Source organism: Variimorphobacter saccharofermentans, assembly GCF_014174405.1.
Taxonomy (GTDB): Bacteria; Bacillota; Clostridia; order Lachnospirales; family Lachnospiraceae; genus Mobilitalea; species Mobilitalea saccharofermentans.
Genome location: NZ_JACEGA010000001.1, coordinates 3,073,853 through 3,094,441 on the forward strand (window position 1 = coordinate 3,073,853; position 20,589 = coordinate 3,094,441).

Below are 20,589 nucleotides of genomic sequence, written 5' to 3' on the forward strand. Positions count from 1 at the left end.
TTTCGTTCTATTAATTATATTATCAATTATTTTGCAGCATTTTTAGCATCTAACTCGATCTGATATTTTTCCTTATCAAATGCAACTATATCCTGGAAGCCAAAGCCGTCCATCTGCTTAGCCATATCATCCCACATAGCATCAAATTCAGCCTGATCCTTTGCAAATATCATTCTCCAGGAGTAATCATTTAAAGTATCACTACACTGGCTACGAATAACTGCAATATCATTGGTATCGCTAGGAAGAGATACACTAACGTTAGGGCTAACTAAAAGAACATTGTTATTCTTCATATATTCTGCTGGTTCTGCTGCGCCGAATTTCTCTTGCCATTCTTCCTTCATCTGAGTCATGGTAGCTTCTTTGTAAGTGCTCCAATACTGAGTTGAATAAGGTTCACCAGTATTAGGATTGGTGCTGATTGCATCTACAATCCACTGATTGATCGCATTGTTACCATCCTGATAACCGCCGCCGCCCCATTCTTCTGGAACAGGAAGATTATCCATTAAAGCGTTATCATTCATAACAGTGTATCTACCATCTTCTCCAATGGTATAGTTAAAGCCTTCAATACCATTGTGCTGGAAGGTTAAACCTTCTGGACTTGCATACCAATCAAGGAAGTCCATAATTCTTGAATATTTTGCATCATCAACCTGAGATCCAACACCAAATACACGGCCACTACCATAATAGGTATCGGAATCTGCATAATATAACTGATCCTTAACAGGAATAAAGATAAATGCATTACCATTCTTTAATCTTTCTTGAGAGTTCCAGAAGCCTACCTGCCAGCTATACCACATAAGATATACCTGACCAGCGGACATCTTAGCACATGCTGCGTTCCAGTCCTGTGTACCGGAGTCTGGATCTACTAATCCTCTCTGGTATGCCTTATTTAAGAACTGAAGCATCTTATAATAGGTTGCATTCTTATCGGTAAGTGGAGTAAATGTTCCGTCTGGCTTAAGGATAACGGAACCTTTGATCTTCTCACCATACCAGGTAGTAAGCTGAACAACATTAGCAATACCCATCATGCCGTCGCCACCATCCCAGTCAGGCCATAAGGAGAACGGATATGCAGGATCTCCTTCTTCATTTGTAGGATGTGCCTTCATCATAGCTTCAAGAGCATCTAAAAGTCCATCAAGATCTTGAATATCAGGAGAGCCAATCTCCTTATATAAATCCCAACGAAGAAGCGGACTGGAATAAATAACGTCCTGTGAATAGGATGTAGGAGATGTATTTGTCATCTGGCAAGGGATACCGTAGATGTTACCAGCATCATTTCCAGGCAGACCTTTGTTATATACATCAACTTGCTCCTTGTAATCCATTAAGTTAGGATATTTATCAAAATCAGCTGTAATGTCTTTGATTAAGCCGTTTTGAACACAATCCATGAAATCGGTAGCGTCAAGAATTACGATGTCACCTAAATTACCTGTACTAGCACGTGTCTGATAAATAGCATCACCAGCAACCTGAGGTGCGATGATGTTGAGTTCCATATTAAATCTGTCCTTTACGACTTTCTGGAACCAACCACTCTGCAAACCCTGGTAATTTGCAGCCGCATCATAAATGTCGATTGTTAATGTCTCATCATAGTTCTTTTCTGCATCTTCTGCGTTTGAATCCGTAGTAGAATCTGCCTTTGTAGGCTCATTTGATGTTTCAGTTTTTGTTTCGTTGCCAGTGTCAGTTTTCTCAGTAGTGTCCGTTTTTCCTGAACATCCTGCTAATAAAGTACTAATCATTACCACTGACAAAAGTGTTGCGATAAACTTTTTTAGCTTCATAACTTATCCTCCCTTTTAATTTATATAATTAACAATGATGTCATATCATTGTTCATTATCCTTTTACTGCTCCGATCATTATTCCCTTTACAAAGAACCTTTGGAATATTGGATATACCAATATAATTGGTGTAACTACTACTATTGTAACGGTCATTCGGATTGAGGTTGCTGTCTGGGCACTAGCCAGACTCGCTGCCAGATCAGTCGTAGAGCTACTGTTGTTTACTAAAGCACTTAATGAGCTGGCCTGATTAATATATTGATATAGTATAAACTGTAATGTATAGAGCTTTGTATCGGTTACTAATAGCAATGTATCCTGGAATGAATTCCATTGAGTTACCGCTGTAAAGATTGCTACTGTAGCCAAAATAGGTTTGATGACAGGTATCATAATTCGAGCGAATATTTTCAAAGTTCCTGCTCCGTCAATCTCAGCTGCGTCCTGCAGCTCCTTAGGTACTGATTCCACAAATGTTTTACATAGAACAATATAGAAGGGTTGTACCGCTACTGGGAAAATATATGCCCAAAAGTTATTTCTCAGCCCAAGATTATTCATTGTTATAAACCATGGTATAATACCTGCATTGAAATACATGGTGGCTACTACAAACCGATACCATAATTTACGTTTCCATAAGGATTCTCTGGTGAACATATATCCCAGGAATGCTGCAATAACAACAGTTAGCAAAGTACCAATGACGGTTCTTGCTACTGATATTCTCAGCGCCTGAAATAAATCCGGTATTTTTAACACATTTACATAATTTGTAAAATGTAATCCCTTCGGCCAAAATATAACTTTACCTCTCTCACTTAAGTTATTCGCACTGATCGAATTGATAAAGATATAGTAGAACGGATACGCACATACGAATGCAAACAGCGAGTAAACCACATAGGTAACTGCACTGATAATTTTATCACTTAAACTTGATTTAATTTTATGTTTTTGATGTTTCTGAAGCTTAGCTTTCATTAATAGTCCTCCCAACTTATTCAATCCTGTATTTTAAATAAATCCTTCACCTCTGATTTTCTTAGAAATACCATTGGTGCAACATAGAAGCAGCACACTTACTACGCTCTTGAAGATACTGATTGCTGTTGAAAGGGAATAGCCACCGCCTCCCATAGCCAGATTGTAAACGTACAGATCCAGAACCTGAATCGTATTTTTGTTAAACGCATTTTGGAATACAAAGAACTGTTCCATACCATTGGAAAGGAAGCTTGCAAGATTTATCATAACTAATACGAAATAGGTTGGTAGCAAGCTAGGTATCGTAATATGCCAGATAATCTGCATTCTGGAAGCGCCATCTACCTTGGCAGCCTCATTCATCTCTTCATCAATACCACTAATTGCAGCTATATACATAATGGCAGCCCAACCGGCATTCTTCCATGTGAGCCATAACCACATCTTAAACCAAACATGTTCTGAGGATTGAAGGAACAATTGGGGAGTATCAATTAGCCCCAAGCTCATTAATATTGAATTTACTACACCAGTACTGTTCAAAACACTGTAAGCAATGGAATAAACCAAAACCCAGCTAATGAAATTAGGAAGAGTGGTTACCGTCTGGACAAATCTCTTAAATTTTTTGCATTTAATCTCATTCAAGAAAACAGCAAAAATCATCGGGAACCAAGAAAACATAAGACTCAAACCACTAATTGCGAAGGTATTTCTAAGTACCTCAAGTAACTGTTTTACCTTTACTTGATTCTCAAACATAGAAATAAACCACTTAAATCCGACAAATCGATCCATACTGAGCGGAAACGGAGGCTTATAATCAAAAAATGCATAAACCCAACCGTATAGTGGATAGTACGAGAATATCGCCACCAAAATCAGGAACGGTAGGATGTAAATAAACTCCTTGAATGCTCGTGCTTTCTTTCTGTTCTTAAAAAAGTTCATATTCTAATATCCTCCTTGTTTTTTCACAAGCCTTAGCACGTTTACAGATAGTGCCGGAGCCTTATATATGAAGTTCTTTCCTGCACCCTTGCGCACATGCTCTACTTCATGGACATTTTCCGGATATTCAAAGCTGTTCTCTGCCATTTTATGTGCTGTTAATAAGTAAGATCGATACTCATCGAGCACATCACAATCAAGATTGATTACTACCTCATCATCCTGCTCAGCCATATTCACTAGCTTAATGATTATCTCTTGATCAGTATCACTTACAACAGTATTTAATGCCTTGAAGGATGGGATTTCTATTTCGTGTATAAGTTCATCATTAACATATAATAAAAGCTTCTTCCCGTCCGTTGTATATCGAAAACGGTTAAACTCATCCACATTAAGTTTTACATCCTTCTCCTGATCCAGTATGACATTTTCAGGGAATTCCTTTTCCTCCAGCCTGCTTCTTCCGTCTTTCAATCTCCATAGAAACGGTCTAACGTTACCAACATTCCAATCCTTAGGGGGGTGAGTTTCATCACTGATATAGACCTCCTTCGGAATGCGTGAACTGAATATTCCGAGAATAATCTCCCTGTTCTGTTCTGCCCTAATATCAATCTCAAATGTGCCTGAAGTCACATCTTCTTCTCCGAATATCACAAAGATTTCATCCGGGTTAACACCATGAAATCTACTGCTTTCCTCCCTTTGCTGTGTATCAGGTGTTCTAATGGTAAAAATACCGGAGGACTCCTCCACCCTACCCATCAATTCATGTGATATTTCTACTTTAGTACCATTCCAAACCGCGTTGCGATATACCAGATCAGCCGCTCCCATAAGCGACGCCATTCCCTTTACCGGACGGTATATTCTATCGGTCTCCTCCGTACTCTCCACAATATAATCACCACGATGAGTTCCAAAAAGCTTCCAAACATAGTAACTTGGTATACCATAGCATTCCGTATTATTAAATCTGATTAGATTAGGGAACCAAGCATTATAATTTACATTCTCTAATAAAGGAGCATAGGATACCATTGTAACAATGTCCTGGTTTTTCTCAATTCCAGTAAAGAAAGCTGCTTCACCAAGTGCACCATAGAATTGACCAACATATCCACGTACAACTGATACTTCTCCCAGAAATATCTCCGGTCCTTTTCTGTCGTAGCTATGATACATGTCTGTATTCTCAGCAAAAAACTCTGTAGTATTGTAATAATGTTCATCCACAATATCTACTGGTAATCCATGCTTCTCAACATGAGTATTTGCGACAAATCTGATATGAGGATAACGCTCTTTTATTGCGTTATAACATTTGATATATCGTTCTTCATAAGCTTCACCGAAGTTCTCATTACCAATCTCTACCATATTCAATCGGAACGGTTCGGGATGCCCCATTTTTGCTCTCAACGCACCCCATTTTGAATCTACCGGACCAATGGCATATTCAATAGCATCCAGAGTATCCTGAAGCATATCTTCCAGTTCCGGTCCCTCCATAAGCACTTCTTTTCGTGCCTGGCAAGTCATTCCACAATTAAATACATAGAGTGGCTCCATATCCAGATCTTCACAAAGCTGAAGATACTCATGAAACCCCAAACCATTATATGTACGATAGTGCCACATCAACTGATGTCCTGGACGTTCCCATACAGGTCCTACCGTATTACGAAAACGCATCACTGTTGAAGGAGTAAAGCCTTCTACAATACATCCACCAGGAAATCGGAAAAACCTCGGGTTCATATCCTTTAATTTTTCAACAATATCCTTGCGAAGTCCATGTCCCAGATAGGTATCTTCCGGCATTAGAGAGACAAAACCGATTTTTAACATTCCACCCATTGGACAACTAATCATAAATTTTGCTTTACGAGTATCTCCATCCGACACCAGTGTCGCCTGATATAGTGAATAGGTATTACTGTTAACTGTAATCTCGGCACTGGCATATACCTTGTCACCTTCCGATATGGATACTATCAGTTTTATAGGCTTTTCCGCTTTTGCAAACATATAAAACTTATAGGAAGCTCCATTCTTCTGTGGTATACCGCAAAAACCGGTATTATAGATAATCCCGCCCTCTCGGAAATGAACTGCCAATGCAGCCTGTCGATGTATATTCAACGTATCCGAGGTATCCAGTTCCATCTTAGTCCTCTTGGAATACCAAGCTGGTATTGGTGTGTAAGGCACTTCATTCTGACGGATCCACCTGGTCAGGCCTTCTCCGTGATTGAACTCATCACGCCAGCCAGTAGGTGAAACGATCGCATAGCCATCATCCTCCAGTGTACACTCAATCGGAGGGATAGAATCCTCAAAACTCCTGTTCCTGAGCATCTCAGGGTATAAACCACCGTCTACAGCCCTGTTAATATCCTCTAGGAAAATACCGTACAGGTTCTTTGTTACAGGTATCTTTTTCTTTGCAGTTTTGATATTAATTCTGCCCATTAAATTGCCTCTCCAATTCCATGAATTAAATTTAGTCAATCGTTTTACTTGATAATTTTATTATAACGATACAATAGCCAATTGTCAACAGTACATTAAAATTATTTTGTAGTACTTTTATACAATTTCATTAAAATTAAGCATCTTTTTTTAAGCATTATATAGTGCTGTATGGTAATATTGCTCAAACTCATATGTTAGTTTAACCTTTTTACACATAGGAAATCGTGTTGTAAAACGTATGAAAAAGGGATATGACTTACCATAATGCACAGTCAGAATAACATTTTGTTAAATTTATGGATAAGGCGAACTTTAGGTTCGTCCGATATATGCAAAATTCACAATGTATACTTCTGTCTGTGTATGGAGCAAGTCATATCCCCTTCAGATATGTTTAGAATAACCATTCATTATGCCAAAGGCCTAAATCATACCATATGTAAATCGATTTATTAAATTCTTGCTACGGAATTACGAGTAATCATGCGACAAGGTATTTTAATCACATTCGAGGATTTTATTTCCATGCCTTCATTTTCAATATGCTTTATCAGTATTTCTGCCGAGTTCTTTCCAACGATGGACAGTCTCAGATCATTCGTTGTAAGATGAGGTCTCAGGTATTCCGATATTTCTTTATTATCATACCCTACTACTGAAATATCCTTACCAACTACAATTCCATGCTCATAGAGATAATCATAACAACCAGCTGCCATCGTATCATTCATACAGAAAATCGCTGTAACACCTTCTTTTACAAGCTTTTCTGTCTGCCTGTAACCCGATGATCGTTTCCAATCACCAAATCTGACCCAATCAGGATTGAACAAAATCTGTTCCTCAAAAAGAGCCTTCTGGAAGCCCCTGCTACGTTTTTGTGTATGAAGATTATCTGCTGCACCAGCAATCACACCAATTCTACGATGTCCCATAGAAATTAAGTATCTGGTCATGTCATATCCGCCCTTTTCATCATCGATGACAACCGATGTAAATTTGGGAGATCGTGATATAGCATAGACCACTATAGCAGGAATCTTAAAATCATCCGCAAAGCAATTAATGACTCTACAGTGACCCGCAACATATATGATACCATCCACTTTAATTGATAGTAATTCCTGTATAGCCGGTTTTAATGCCGATTGTAGTTTTTTCTCATCATTGTACCAGGTATCCTGCCATTTGTCATATAATCGCATATTTAACAATACAGCGCGGTAGTTGTTTTCCTCGCTATATGCCATGATAGCCTCAACAATGGGCGGTGTACTGAACTCGCACAGGTCCTCTACAATAATACCAATTGTTCTGGTTTTTTGCTTACGCATACCCTGAGCGAAATAATTTGGCTGATATCCTGTTTGTTTTACAACTTCTAGCACTCTCTGTTTCGTTTCCTCGCTAACCTTTGGTTTTCCATTTAATATATTTGATATAGTTGATGGGGAAACTCCACACATTTGTGCGATTTCTTTTAAGGTTACCAAAATATTCAAGTCCTTTCGTAATAGATTGGTAAAACGTTTTATATAACTATTATTACTACAAAAAAGGCATTTTGGCAATACAGAATTAAATATATTCTGTTTTTTTTAATAATCTATTCTATTTTGTTTCCCCATTTGTTAATTTTATGATTTTTATGTCAGAATTAGTATTGATATGAATTAATTACCCTAATATGGTATTCTCTGTCTTTCTGCATACACTGATATATCCCGACTGGCGGCTGGATATCCAATTTCCTTTCATGATTGCACCATACCATTTTCGTTAGTGCATACTCTCCTTCTTCATAACAGTATCTATTGCCTTCATCCTCATAAAGGTCAAATTCTGTATCCATACCCGGATAAACCCTGACCTCAATGGGTGCATCCGGCAGCTCATCCGTGTAATTCATAAATTGTGTCATTGGCAATATACTGCCCGCCTTCACAAATAGAGGTATCTTATCAATTGGCGCCTCTGTGGTTATAAATTGACCGCCCTCGTAATATCTCTCCGTCCAAAAATTGAACCATCCCGTTCCCTCCGGTAAATAAACCTTTCTTACTTTTTCAACTTCTTCCAGCGGTAACGAATTCTTCTCATAATACATCGGAACGGTTACAGGGCAGACCATGATATTGTTACCAAACATGAACTGGTCGTCTATTTCTCTTGCGATAGGGTCGAATGCAAAATCAAAAGCTAACATTCGAAGTATTGTATAATCCTCCAACCATACCTTTGCTGCCATGGTATAGATATACGGCATTAATTGGTATCTTATCTGATTCATCTTGATCAATGCTTCATAGAAAACATCGCCCTGATCACCGAAATTCCACAGTTCCCTCCTAAAATCCGTTCCATGACTTCGGAATATCGGTAAAAAGCAACCAAGCTGATACCATCTGGTAAATAGTTCACGGTAGCCAAGATCGTCATAGCCCTGGTCATAATCACCATCCCAGAACCACTGCGTTCCTTTTCTTACAAAGAATGCTCCAATATCCAACGTCCAGTATGGCAATCCACTGGCACAGAAATTCAAACCCGCTGTTATCTGACTTTTTAAGGTATTCCAACTGGCTGAGATATCACCAGACCATAGAATTGTGCCATATCGTTGCTGCCCGGTATAACCACTCCTTGTCAGGTTAATCACTCTTTTTTCTTTTGTAGTTCCCCGCTGCCCTTCATACAATGTCCTTGCATGATATAATCCATAGGAATTCGTTAGCCAAGCCGGAATGTATTTGCAGGTCGTCTCAAAATACTCATGATACATCGTACTCGGCTCCGGTTTTCCTATATGATTCCATTCCGGTGTAAAGGGTTCGCTGGAATCACACCACCATGCATCGATCCCATATCGGAACAATCCATCCATAACCTGTTTCCAATAGAGCTTCCGACCATCTTCCTGATACGAATCGTAAATACTGCTTGCTCCCAGGAGAAACCTAGAAGCTTTAAACTCCTTATAATTATCACATTCCTTACTCATATTGGGCCAGATAGAAACCATCAAATTCGCATGATTACCGTGAAGCTCATTCATCATTGCCTCAGGATTCGGGAATCTCATAGGGTCAAAGGTTTTTTGCCCCCATAATGTACCTTCCCAAGAACACCAGTCCAAAACAATACCATCTAGGCCAATCTTTCTTTTTCTGTGTTCCTTAACAATGTCGATTAACTCCTGCCCTGTCTCGTATCGTTCCTGGGATTGTATAAATCCAAAAGCCCATTTCGGCAGCATCACTGCTTTCCCGGTAAGATAACGATAGCCCTGTATGACTCCATCTATATTGTTGCCATAGATAAAATAGAAATCCATCTCCAAGTCTGCTTCTGTATAGAGATAGGAACCCATTTTACTATCACTAAAGATCATAGGGCTGTAAGTATCTACCAAAATACCATAGCCAAGACTGGATACCAGAAGCGGAATTGCAATTTTCATATTAGCCTGATGCAAATAAACCGTTGTCCCTCTCAGGTTCAATTGCCCAACTTCATTCTGTCCTAATCCGTATAGAGCTTCATCCTCCTGCCACTCCAAATATAACCTTGTTTTATATAACTTTTGATCAAAGATATGGGTACCATTCTTTATTATTTCTTTGGTACCGTCAGGAGTATCAATTCGCTCTATTTCCACTTTCTCATCCATAACCGGCTGAAAAGAATCAAACTCTTCCAGATTCTTGCTTTCATAATCCCGTTCTTTTAATAGCAATTCACCTTTATTGTTATAATAACCTATGGATGCTGTTTCTTTCCTAATTCTGAGACTCAGCTTATCTGTATTGAGCTGTATCTCATCCTCTGCTTCCTTAAAGTCCCACTGACCAAAGCCTTCTGTGCAAATAACACCAGGCTTAATAATATCAGAGAATTTATCCTTCTTCGTATATATCACTCGTATGATTCCTTCAGACTTTGGCTGGAGCTTTATCATACCATCACCGGAATATAATATAAGGGCATCCTCTATTCTCTCTACCCTGTTAATCTTCTTCTCAGCTCTTTTGTCCGCTACTAACATAATGCCTCCCAGCGAAATAACTTACTGATCACAGTTATTTCGTAATCACTCCTTTGATATCCCATAGGTCTTCCCAGCCCTTTGAGTGCGGCCACAAAAACACTTGCCCCTTAATCAGTCGGCAATTCTTATCTGCTCTTCGAATAAGTTCCATTTCTTCCTCAGTTAACGGGTCCTCCGTACAGCATTTTAGATTATTAATGTACTGCTCTTCTTTCACGGAAAAGGGAATTGGTATCTGTCCCCTTTGCACTGCCCACTTTAGACAGATGATTGCCGGATGCACTCCATGTGCATTCGCGATTGCAACAATTTCGGGCATCTCCATATCCACTATATCATCTTTCGTTCGATCTCTATCCGGACGGGATGGCGAACCGATTGGACAATAGGCGATTGGAGCCATCTGATGAGACACCACATAATCATATAATTCCTGCTGTTGAAAGCTTGGATGTAATTCCATCTCTATGGCAGCGGGTCGGATATGACACAATCCCAGAACAGCCTCAAGCTTCGGAATCGTCATATTCGACATACCTATATGCTTTACCAGCCCCATATTTACTAATTCTTCACACTGCCTCCAGGTATTAATGAATTCATCGATACTGAAAGGCTTCGAATTAGGATTTCTGGAATTACCGTCACAGCCCGGAGCATGATAGTTAGGAAAGGGCCAATGTATCAAATACAAATCAAGGTAGTCCAATTGCAAATCCCTAAGGCTCTTCTTGCAGGCTTCTATTACATCATCATGTTTATCATTCCATACCTTTGAGGTTATAAAAAGTTCTTCCCGTGTTACGATTTTTTCTTGTTGAACACGTTTTAGAACCAAACCGATTTTATCTTCATTCTGATATACCGCAGCGCAATCTATTAGTCGATAGCCTGCCTTGATTGCACCATATACTGCCTCAGATACCTGTTCTGCACTATATTTATCCGAGCCAAAGGTACCTATTCCCATCATTGGAATACTTACCCCTGTATATAGCCTATAACGAGGTACGGCATCTATATTAATTACATTACTCATGCTTATCTCCTATCTAGCAATTCTGATCACCGAATACGACCGCCACTTTGCCACAGTTTCCTTCTGCCATGAGCGCATAAGCTTCGGCTGCCTGTTCTAGTGGGAATTCATGGGTGATCAATTCTTCCGGATGAATATTCCAGCGAACCAGACGTTCAACAAGCTCCTCCATTCTCCATAAACTTGTAACCCAGGAGCCGTATATCGTTTTCTGTCCATGTATGATATCCGGACTAGGATTAAAGTTACAGGTTCCGCCCTCACCTACAAATGCTATTTTACCCCATTCACGTGTTGCTCGGATAGCAAGCTGTCTACCAGAATCATTTGCACTTGCATCAATAGCACGCTCAACACCGCGTCCGTTGGTAACAGCCAATATCTTCTGCAGAGTATCCTCACTGGGTTTAAATACATAATCTGCTAGGCCAAGCTTAATTGCCAGTTCAATTCGATAATCATTCACCTCAACGCCGATTAACATATTAGCACCCATAGCCTTTGCAACCATTAATGCCGCAAGACCAACAGGGCCGAGACCAGTAACCAAAACCGCATCATTACCACAAATACCAATTTTCTCTATTGCTTCATAAACTGTCCCAAATCCACAGGCTACTTGTGCACCATCCTTATACGTTAGCTCATCAGGAAGAGCAATCAAGTCCTTCTCATCTGCAAGAATATATGGAGCCATACCTCCATTTCTCTGCCATCCATAGGCCGCACGATGAGGGCTGGAGCAGGATATGTAATATCCTCTTCTGCAGTCATTACATACCCCACACCCGGAAATATGATAAACGATTACTCTGTCGCCTTCCTTAAATCTTTTTAAACCTTCTCCTTCTTCTACAATAATTCCACAAGGCTCATGCCCTGCTATCATTCCAGGTATATAGCCTTCTGGTCCTTTGCCAAGATGTTCTCTATAAATACAGCGAATGTCACTTCCACAAATAGTAGTTGCTTTTGTTTGAATCAAAACCTGACCATGCCCAGGCTTCGGAATCGTAAACTCTTTCAATTCAACGGTACTATTGCCCGGAAGAATGGCCCCTTTCATTTTTCCATTCGTAATTCCCATACAGCTACACCTCCTAAAATTATAAAATCCTAGTGTTTATCCGATAATTTAATTATAGCAAAGATAGTCCTCATTATTAGAGATATTTGTGACATTATCTATTCATTTATGTCGTCTTCTCGCATATTCATTGACTGACCTTTCGTGCTGTGATACTATGGAATTGAGGTGATGAGATGAAAACTTCATATAACAATATAAGTGTTTCATTCACGATGGAGTATATTAAGTTTAATGCGCTTCATTTTGTCTTTGAGCGCTTCTTACGCTCCATTCCAAGTCATAGCCACAGCGATAACAGTTATGAAATACATTACATTCCGTTTGGTCATGGTAAAGTTCGAATCAACCAGGAGCTCTATCAGGTTGTACCTAATACCTTATATATAACCGGACCCTTTATTGAGCATGAGCAAATCCCTGATAAGGACGACCCCATGGCTGAATACTGTATTTATTTTAAGATTGATAAAAAGAAAAGGGATATTAAAAAGAAAATAGATAGTTCCTATATGGAGCTTTTTGAAACGACACATTTTTGGTTTGGACAGGACCAGCAGAATATCCATTCCATAATGCAGAAGATCTTCTCCGAGCTGGAGCTTAAATATGTGGGCTATATGAAGCAGATAGAAGTTCTGCTTCAACAGCTTGTAATAAGCTTAATACGTAATTATGTGAACCCACAGGAAATAACCACTCATAACAAATTTACCGATCTATCCTATAGTAAGTATTTTATCATTGAAGAGTATTTTCTATATGAGTACAAGAGCCTTTCATTGGATACATTATCCGACCGCCTTGGCCTGAGTACCAGACAAACGGAACGGCTAATCATCCGTCATTATGGCAAAACCTTTCTGCAGAAGAGGACAGAAGCCAAGATGTCGGCAGCAGCTATCCTATTAATGGATCCTAATAAGCGTATATCGGAAATCGCTTCTGATCTAGGATATTCTTCTGTTGAACATTTTTCAACTGCTTTTCGCAGATATTATAATACATCCGCTAGAGAATATCGCAAAAACAGTCTTAATATATCAGCGGAACAGAAAAATGATATATGAGGTTAATTCTCAGTTCAGTTTTATTGCATAGTGGCTTCAATGGAATATGTACAACGAAAATCTCCTGATCAGATAAGCAAGCACTCATCATTCTCATACTTATCTGATCAGGAGTCTTTTTCTAAGATATTAATATAATTTCTTACGGAATAAGTACAATAGTTTCTCCCTTCTTTAAAGATACCTCCCATACCTTATCCCCATAATATATCTTCGAGTTATAATCATGTCTTGCCGTTATGGTAGCGGAGGTGAGATTACCATTCATCCATTGCAACGAAATTTCCGCTCCATTACGAAGGCACAAGCCACTTACCTTACCCGATATCCATGATTTCGGTAAAGCGGGCGCTAATATCACACGTCCATTATTACTCTGTACCAGCATTTCTGCAATAGCGGCTGTTCCACCAAAATTACCGTCTATTTGGAACGGAGGGTGGTTATCCAGCATATTTGGCAATGTGGACTGACTCAATAAACGAATCAGACTTTTTTTTGCATTTTCGCTATCCCACAGCCTGGCATACAGATTAATAATCCAGGCCAGACTCCAACCGGTATGACCGCCACCATGCGCCAAGCGTCTTTCCAGCGTCTTCTTTGCCGCTTCTGAAAGTGCCTTATTGCCATCCATCGTAATCTGAGAAGAAGGATATAATGCATAGAGATGAGATATGTGTCTATGTCCCGGCTCCTCCTCATCATAATCTTCTAGCCATTCCATGATTTGTCCATGCTTACCAACCTTAATTGGAGGCAGTTTCTGTTTCATCTTCTCCACCACATCAACATAGTCGTGATCTACATCTAAGACGTTAGCAGCATTACAATATATTGTAAATAAATCATGCAGAATTTGACTGTCCATTGCCGCCCCCGCACATACACAGCCCTTGGTTCCATCCGGTAAGATATAAGTATTTTCAGGTGATACGGATGGGCAGGTTACCAGATAATCACCATGCTGTACCAGGAAATCTTCAAAAAATACTACTGCTTCTTTCAGTATGTCATAATATTCTTCCAAAAAATCCAAATCCCTGATAAACAGATAATGTTCCCATATGTGAGTACAAAGCCATGCTCCACCCATAACCCAGAAGCTGCCGGGTATCCATAGATCCTGAGGTGCGGAATCACCATGGATATCCGTATTGTGATGTGCAACAAACCCTCTGCAGTTGTACATCTTCTCAGCGGTATTTTTTCCGGTCTTGTATACCTTCTTCAGTAAATAGAACAGCGGCTCATGAAGTTCCGACAGATTCGTAATTTCAGCCGGCCAGTAGTTCATCTCCGCATTGATATTAATTGTAAACTTAGAACCCCAGGCCGCTTTCATATCCTGATTCCAGATTCCCTGCAGATTAGCAGGTAATGTGCCTTGCCTGCTGGAAGAAATCAGTAAATAACGCCCATATTGAAAATAAGTAGCCAGCAGACCATTGTCCTCTTGCTCTTCACTGATACGCTTCAATCTTTCTTCTGTCGTAAGCTCATCTAAACTCGTATCATAATCTAATTGCAGCTCCACTCTATCATAGAAGCTCTTGTAGTCCTTAATATGTCTTCTTTTTAGTTCGTAGTAGCTCTTTTTCTTTGATTTTTCTAAGTAATCTCTACAGATAGCCAAAATGTCATTATATCGAAAGGTGGTGGCTGCCGTCAGTAATATCGTCGCTTCCTTCGTATTACTGATGAGTAAATGTTCTCCGAGTGTCGATACCGTACCCTCTGTTGCTACTGCACTACACATCGCAGCAAATCGAAAGCCACCCTCTCCTAAGCTTCCCTGATATGCAATGGTATCATTATTCTCAGCCCATAACTCGTCAAAAAACATATCTCGGTCCAATGTGATATCCAGATTTAGCATCCCTTGCTTTTCTGCTTCTATATGCATAATAAGCACCTGATCCGGTTCACTGATCATTGTTTCTCTGACATACCAGCATCCGTTATTATCTTTAAAACGAACTACATGAATAGCCTCATCCAAGGATAGCTCTCTCGTATACTCCTCAACACCTTGCAATCCATTCATTTGAATTCTCATATCACCCAAGGTCTGATAGCCCCTCATTCCATTCGGTGTACCAGCAAAGGCTTTTAAAAGCAACTCCTCTGCCTCAGGTATTTTTCCATCAAAAATCAACTTTCTTACTTTATCCAGATTTTGCTTTGCATCGGGATTCACACGATCCACATACTTACCATACCAGACACTATCTTCATTTAATTGCAAATGTTCCTGCTCAGCGGTACCATAAACCATTGCTCCAAGTCTTCCATTACCCAGCGGAAGCGCCTCATTCCATGATTTTGCAGGTTGCCTATACCATAAACGTTTCATAATAAAACTCCCTCATATCATCCATATACGAAAGGTATTCAACAAGTAATAACTTTATCCTACCTATCAGGGCGATAATCCTTCCTCTATAATGTTGCCATTTAATTATATCAAATAACAAGCTCCATATTAGAGATTTTTATGACATACTGAAGCTTAACATGTCGACTTTTCGCATGTTTTTATTTAAATATAACATCAAAAGAATCAAAGAACTTCAACTATCTCAAGGTCTACTATTTCATCGGATAGATCATAATGTGTATTTTGACAGCATACTACTGGTTTTGATATTCTATCTGGGTTAATAGAAACGATACTGCCAACTTGTTCATTACTTAGCCTTACCTCCCTGCCAGTATAATAATTAATTAGCTTATTTACGAATATGTGGCAAATAGATGAATCCAATTGGTTTGAGCTATTTGCTTGTATTTCTTCCGCCGCTTTCAATGGTATTTCCTTAGTACTGTATGTTCGTGTGGAAATGATTGCATCAAATGTATCAGCAACCGCTATAATTCTGCTGAACAGGTTGATTTTATCTCCCTTAAGTCCTAAGGGATATCCACTTCCATCAATTCTTTCATGATGGAATACCACCGTTTGTAGCACTTCAGGGTCTAGAGTATCAATCCCTTTTAAAATTCTATATCCTAAGACGGAATGAGATTTTATTATCTCCATTTCTTCTAATGTTAATTCTTCTGCTTTATTTAAAAGACTATCCCTTATCTTAGCTTTCCCGATATCATACAAAAAACCTGCGCGCACCAGATTCTCCAATCTTTTCTCATCCAGGTTCAACCACTTTCCTATCAGAAATGATATCAATGCAACATTAACCGGATGTGAATATAAATAAGGGTATTTATCCTGCACACTATGAAGAAATTCTAATAAATTCTCATCATCCTCTACGTGTTTGCAAATTTGAATGGAACACATATCAATGGGTTCCAAATATAATTGTCTGCCAAACCTAATATTTTCCACGATACTGTGAGATATTGTTATAGCCTGATTATACACATCTTTTAAATGAAACATATAGATATCCTCCTTCTACTCCATAAATATCACACTCTATTCGCTAGAAAAAATAATATCAAATTTTTCCTTTATAAACCATTTACCGCACGAATCGTGTCTCCTACCGCACGAATCGTAATTATATAAAAATGGGCTGTACACTATATTACACTGTGTAGCAGCCCATCAAACTATAATATTACTTTTTTCTAATGCTATCTATAATCTATTAGGGTTCAATTTTAACCGGTATCTTTACTATCTTGGTTTTGTTACTGTATAAAGTGATAGTTACAGTGATTACAACTTCCCCGGGAGCTTTTGCTTTGATATTTCCAAGAGAATCTACCGTAGCAATCTTTTTATTGCTGGATGTAAACTTGACTGTAACTCCACCAATTGCACTCTGACTGGTAGGCTTATCCAAGGAGCTAACCCATTCTAATGTCACTGGAAGCTTAACGGATATCTTCTCCTTGTTTTTGCCATTCGATATTGATAAGATTGTCTTAGTCGGAGTAACCTTTATCTGTTTTCTAAGACTTATAAATAACTTAGAATCAGCTTTCTTCGTATATACTACGTAATCAGAGCACTGTAGAATATTGATTGTAATGTATCCATCTTTGTCCACAATTGCCTGATAACCGTATGGGATTGTCTCAAGCTTTCCTATACTATCATTGTAGTGATAAAGATATACCTTAGTACCCGGAGTGATTCCCTCCTGATCCCCTACATATATTCTTACACTTGCCTGGGAAGGCAATATTCCCTCATGAGCAAAATCAACAACCAAAGCTACCGTATCTGTATCTGCCTTCTGTTCCTCAATGAAATGTGTGCCATCTTTTGCTTTTTCTATCTTCAGAGAAAGATTAACATCTTTAATGTCCTTATCGGAATTAGCTAATTCCGTCTTATCAAAGGTCCAGGAATAAAGGACTTTATTATCTGAGTCATACACATTAACGATAATATCCTTTTTATTATCCTTTGCCTCTTGTATGATCTCTGACTCTAATATTAGATTTAACTCTGTCTCATCACTTTGCGTTGGTAAGTTTATTCCAACCTGAATGGCTGACCGTTCTTCCTTCTTAAGTGCATTCAGTATTTCTTCTGCTGTAAGCGGAAGAGTAATCTTACCATTATAATATTTTATTACATCCCTAGTTAAATCTGCCTCAACCTGAACATCTTCATCTGTCATTTTCACCTTTACCTTTAATACAGGCGTTGGAGCTGGTGAGCCTGTGTTTATGTCGTAGGAGGGATAGGTGGGGTTGGTAGGGTTAGTGGGATTGGTAGGGTTGGTGGGGTCGGAAGGGTTAGTGGGATTGGTAGGGTTGGTGGGGTTAATGGGTTCTTGTGGGGTATTGGGAATTACATTTTCAAACATAAGGTATTTATAGTCGGAAATATTAGTACTTAATTCCGTTTCATTAATTACGGATGCGTCAGTCCCTTCTTTATTACTGTCCGCACTAATTTGTAAATTACTGTAGCCTGTTAATTCCGGAACAAATCCCATCGCCTTGTTGGAGCCTTTCAACGTCACGGTGCTATTGTTAATGATAACATTTTGAGATGAACAGTCTACTGCGTAATCTTCTCCGATTGCCGTCACATTACTGTTGTCAATTGTAATATCACCTACTGCTAAAATACCGGCATATACTGATCCGCTTGCATCCACCACGCCTCCATTAATACTGATATTGCCAAAAGAATATATTCCGCTAAAGCTTCCCTGTGCCGTCACTCTGACATCGTTAATGGTGAGATCTCCATTATTATTGTAGATTGCTATACCATATCCCGTTCCAGCAGTTGAAGTAATCTCTAAATTTCCCCATCCTTCAATCGTCAGATCACTACTTCGTATCCCAAAATTGTTAGTACCTAAAGAGTCGGCTGTAAGTCTATTTTCTCCTATCAGACATATAATCAGACTATCACGGCTTATAATGCAAGCATGGTTTTGCACGGCAGTGTTACTGGTGTCTTCAGATGTTTCATTAATATTCGCATTACTCAGTATCAAGGTATTATCATAATGGCTATAGGATACGGTGCCGTCTCCAAGTACATCATTTGCATTATCGACTGTCACTCGGGCATCTCCTACCCATATCCTATATGCTTCTGTTACGGTAATTGTTATCGTGGCACTTACCAATCCTTTGGATAATTCAACCTCATATGTTCCATCATCATCAGGAGTCACATTTGCAGTTATCCCAGCAGCAGGTCCGGTTAGAAGATCATTTACATAGGTTTCTACTGCTATCAACCTTTCACTCTGTTCTGAATCATAATCCACAATAACTTCACCGATCGCATTCAATGCCGAAACTATTACAGCAACATCAGGATTTTCTTTATAATTTAGATATTTGTAGACTAATAATTGAGAAGCATTTATATTCTCAAAAGTAATATCTACCGGTATGCTTCCATCGGGATTTGTGCTGGCACTTACTATACCATTCGAAAATGTAGCGTTACTACCTGCCAACGCACAGACAGAACCTAAATCTCCGAAGCTTTTTACTGTTATAGTTCCTCCTGTGAAATTAGTGTCCCCAAGTATACCATATGTACCTGAATCATTATATTGTGAAACAGATCTCGCTGTAACATTAACGCTTCCGTCTGAGATTTCAGCATAAGAATATATCCCATACGTTGCTGCGTCTAAAACCGTTGTTGTTTCAGCGGTAATCTTGACCTTTCCACCCGAAATGAAAACACCCTGTTTTGCTTCTATCCCATACGCAGAAATAAATTCATTCATTCCTGTATCAGTAGCCGTTGATTTCGCAGTAATATCAACAGTTCCCCCCGATATGTTAACAGCATGTTCACAAGTGATACCCCAATTTCTTGCACTTGACGATTCTACCTTAATGCTCACCGTTCCATCTGAGATATTAATGTTTCCTAATGCATATATCCCCTCCCTAATACTTGTTATATCATACGTTCCACTTAAAATATTGATATCTTCTCCCGCATATAAACCACCAGTAACACGAGCGCCATATAACACCAAGCTTCCGTAATTTCCTGATAAAGTCAAGCCTCCATTTGCACAATAGATCGCATTTCCAGATATAATATCATCCTCATTTATCAGAACATTGAGGCCTTCCAGTTTAATATTTAAAGATTCTTCTGAGTAGATTATAGTGCCCGTGTTTGCTTCTGTGATAGTTGCATTATTCAGAGTAAGGGTGTTGGTATCGGAATCATAGGTAACTGTGCCCACAATTCCATCTCCTGTAATATCCCCAGTATATGTGCTTATGATTTCTTTATTGCCAACCCTTATATTAAAAGGCTCCTCACTCATGCTTTTTGTCATGGTTATGGCTACACCACTCGCGGTCTTTACTTCACCGCTCTCTTCACTAATCTCCCTTGAATCGGCTTCACCCGCCTGTACCCTCATGCTATTCATGGGAAGCAGAGTAAGTATCATACACAATACGACAAATAAGCTTAGCAATTTTTTACAAGTGAATTTCGTCATTTGTATCGTCCTCCTGTTAATATTAAATTTCATTTCGCATTACTGCGTACTTTATATTATTCAACATAATTTTAACAGGTTGTTTTAAATAAAACCATTTATCGCACGAATCGTGTCTCCTACCGCACGAATTGTAAGTATCATAATGGCAAAGTATAAAATAGGTAAAAATAATA

The 20,589-nt window shown here is 39.0% G+C and carries 12 protein-coding genes; 1 reads left to right on the top strand and 11 read right to left on the bottom strand.

Annotation, left to right across the window (positions count from 1 at the left end; all coding sequences use genetic code 11):
* Positions 1–26 precede the first annotated feature (26 nt).
* The 8 genes from H0486_RS13420 to H0486_RS13455 form a co-directional block, all read right to left on the bottom strand.
* Entirely contained in the window at positions 27–1,820 is a 1,794-nt protein-coding gene (locus H0486_RS13420) for a type 2 periplasmic-binding domain-containing protein (protein ID WP_228353478.1), read from the bottom strand.
* 55 nt (positions 1,821–1,875) lie between these two features.
* Positions 1,876–2,808, bottom strand: coding sequence for a carbohydrate ABC transporter permease (locus H0486_RS13425; RefSeq protein WP_228353479.1), 933 nt, complete (start codon positions 2,806–2,808; stop codon positions 1,876–1,878).
* Between the two features lie 33 nt (positions 2,809–2,841).
* On the bottom strand, positions 2,842–3,762 hold the full coding sequence (locus H0486_RS13430) for an ABC transporter permease (protein ID WP_228353480.1): 921 nt from the start codon (positions 3,760–3,762) through the stop codon (positions 2,842–2,844).
* A 3-nt stretch (positions 3,763–3,765) separates the two neighbouring features.
* Positions 3,766–6,240 carry an alpha-L-arabinofuranosidase C-terminal domain-containing protein gene (locus tag H0486_RS13435; protein WP_228353481.1) on the bottom strand — a complete coding sequence of 825 codons (2,475 nt, stop codon included), beginning with the start codon at positions 6,238–6,240 and terminating at the stop codon, positions 3,766–3,768.
* Between the two features lie 455 nt (positions 6,241–6,695).
* Positions 6,696–7,736, bottom strand: a complete 1,041-nt coding sequence (locus H0486_RS13440) for a LacI family DNA-binding transcriptional regulator (RefSeq protein ID WP_228353482.1) — start codon at positions 7,734–7,736, stop codon at positions 6,696–6,698.
* A 164-nt stretch (positions 7,737–7,900) separates the two neighbouring features.
* Positions 7,901–10,288, bottom strand: coding sequence for a glycoside hydrolase family 31 protein (locus H0486_RS13445; RefSeq protein ID WP_228353483.1), 2,388 nt, complete (start codon positions 10,286–10,288; stop codon positions 7,901–7,903).
* A 34-nt stretch (positions 10,289–10,322) separates the two neighbouring features.
* On the bottom strand, positions 10,323–11,330 hold the full coding sequence (locus tag H0486_RS13450) for an aldo/keto reductase (RefSeq protein ID WP_228353484.1): 1,008 nt from the start codon (positions 11,328–11,330) through the stop codon (positions 10,323–10,325).
* 13 nt (positions 11,331–11,343) lie between these two features.
* Positions 11,344–12,417, bottom strand: coding sequence for a zinc-dependent alcohol dehydrogenase family protein (locus H0486_RS13455; protein WP_228353485.1), 1,074 nt, complete (start codon positions 12,415–12,417; stop codon positions 11,344–11,346).
* Positions 12,418–12,593: 176 nt separating this feature from the next.
* Between H0486_RS13455 and H0486_RS13460 the strand changes: the two genes are divergently transcribed.
* Positions 12,594–13,487 (top strand): helix-turn-helix transcriptional regulator, encoded by an 894-nt coding sequence (locus H0486_RS13460; protein ID WP_228353486.1) that lies wholly within the window; start codon positions 12,594–12,596, stop codon positions 13,485–13,487.
* 142 nt (positions 13,488–13,629) lie between these two features.
* Here the strand turns inward: H0486_RS13460 and H0486_RS13465 are convergent, their stop codons facing one another.
* The 3 genes from H0486_RS13465 to H0486_RS13475 form a co-directional block, all read right to left on the bottom strand.
* Positions 13,630–15,843, bottom strand: a complete 2,214-nt coding sequence (locus tag H0486_RS13465) for a glycoside hydrolase family 95 protein (RefSeq protein ID WP_228353487.1) — start codon at positions 15,841–15,843, stop codon at positions 13,630–13,632.
* 207 nt (positions 15,844–16,050) lie between these two features.
* Entirely contained in the window at positions 16,051–16,893 is an 843-nt protein-coding gene (locus H0486_RS13470; RefSeq protein WP_228353488.1) for an HD-GYP domain-containing protein, read from the bottom strand.
* Between the two features lie 211 nt (positions 16,894–17,104).
* The gene (locus H0486_RS13475) at positions 17,105–20,413 is read right to left on the bottom strand and encodes a carbohydrate-binding domain-containing protein (RefSeq protein WP_228353489.1); all 3,309 of its coding nucleotides are present in this window, start codon (positions 20,411–20,413) and stop codon (positions 17,105–17,107) included.
* Between the last annotated feature and the right edge of the window lie 176 nt (positions 20,414–20,589).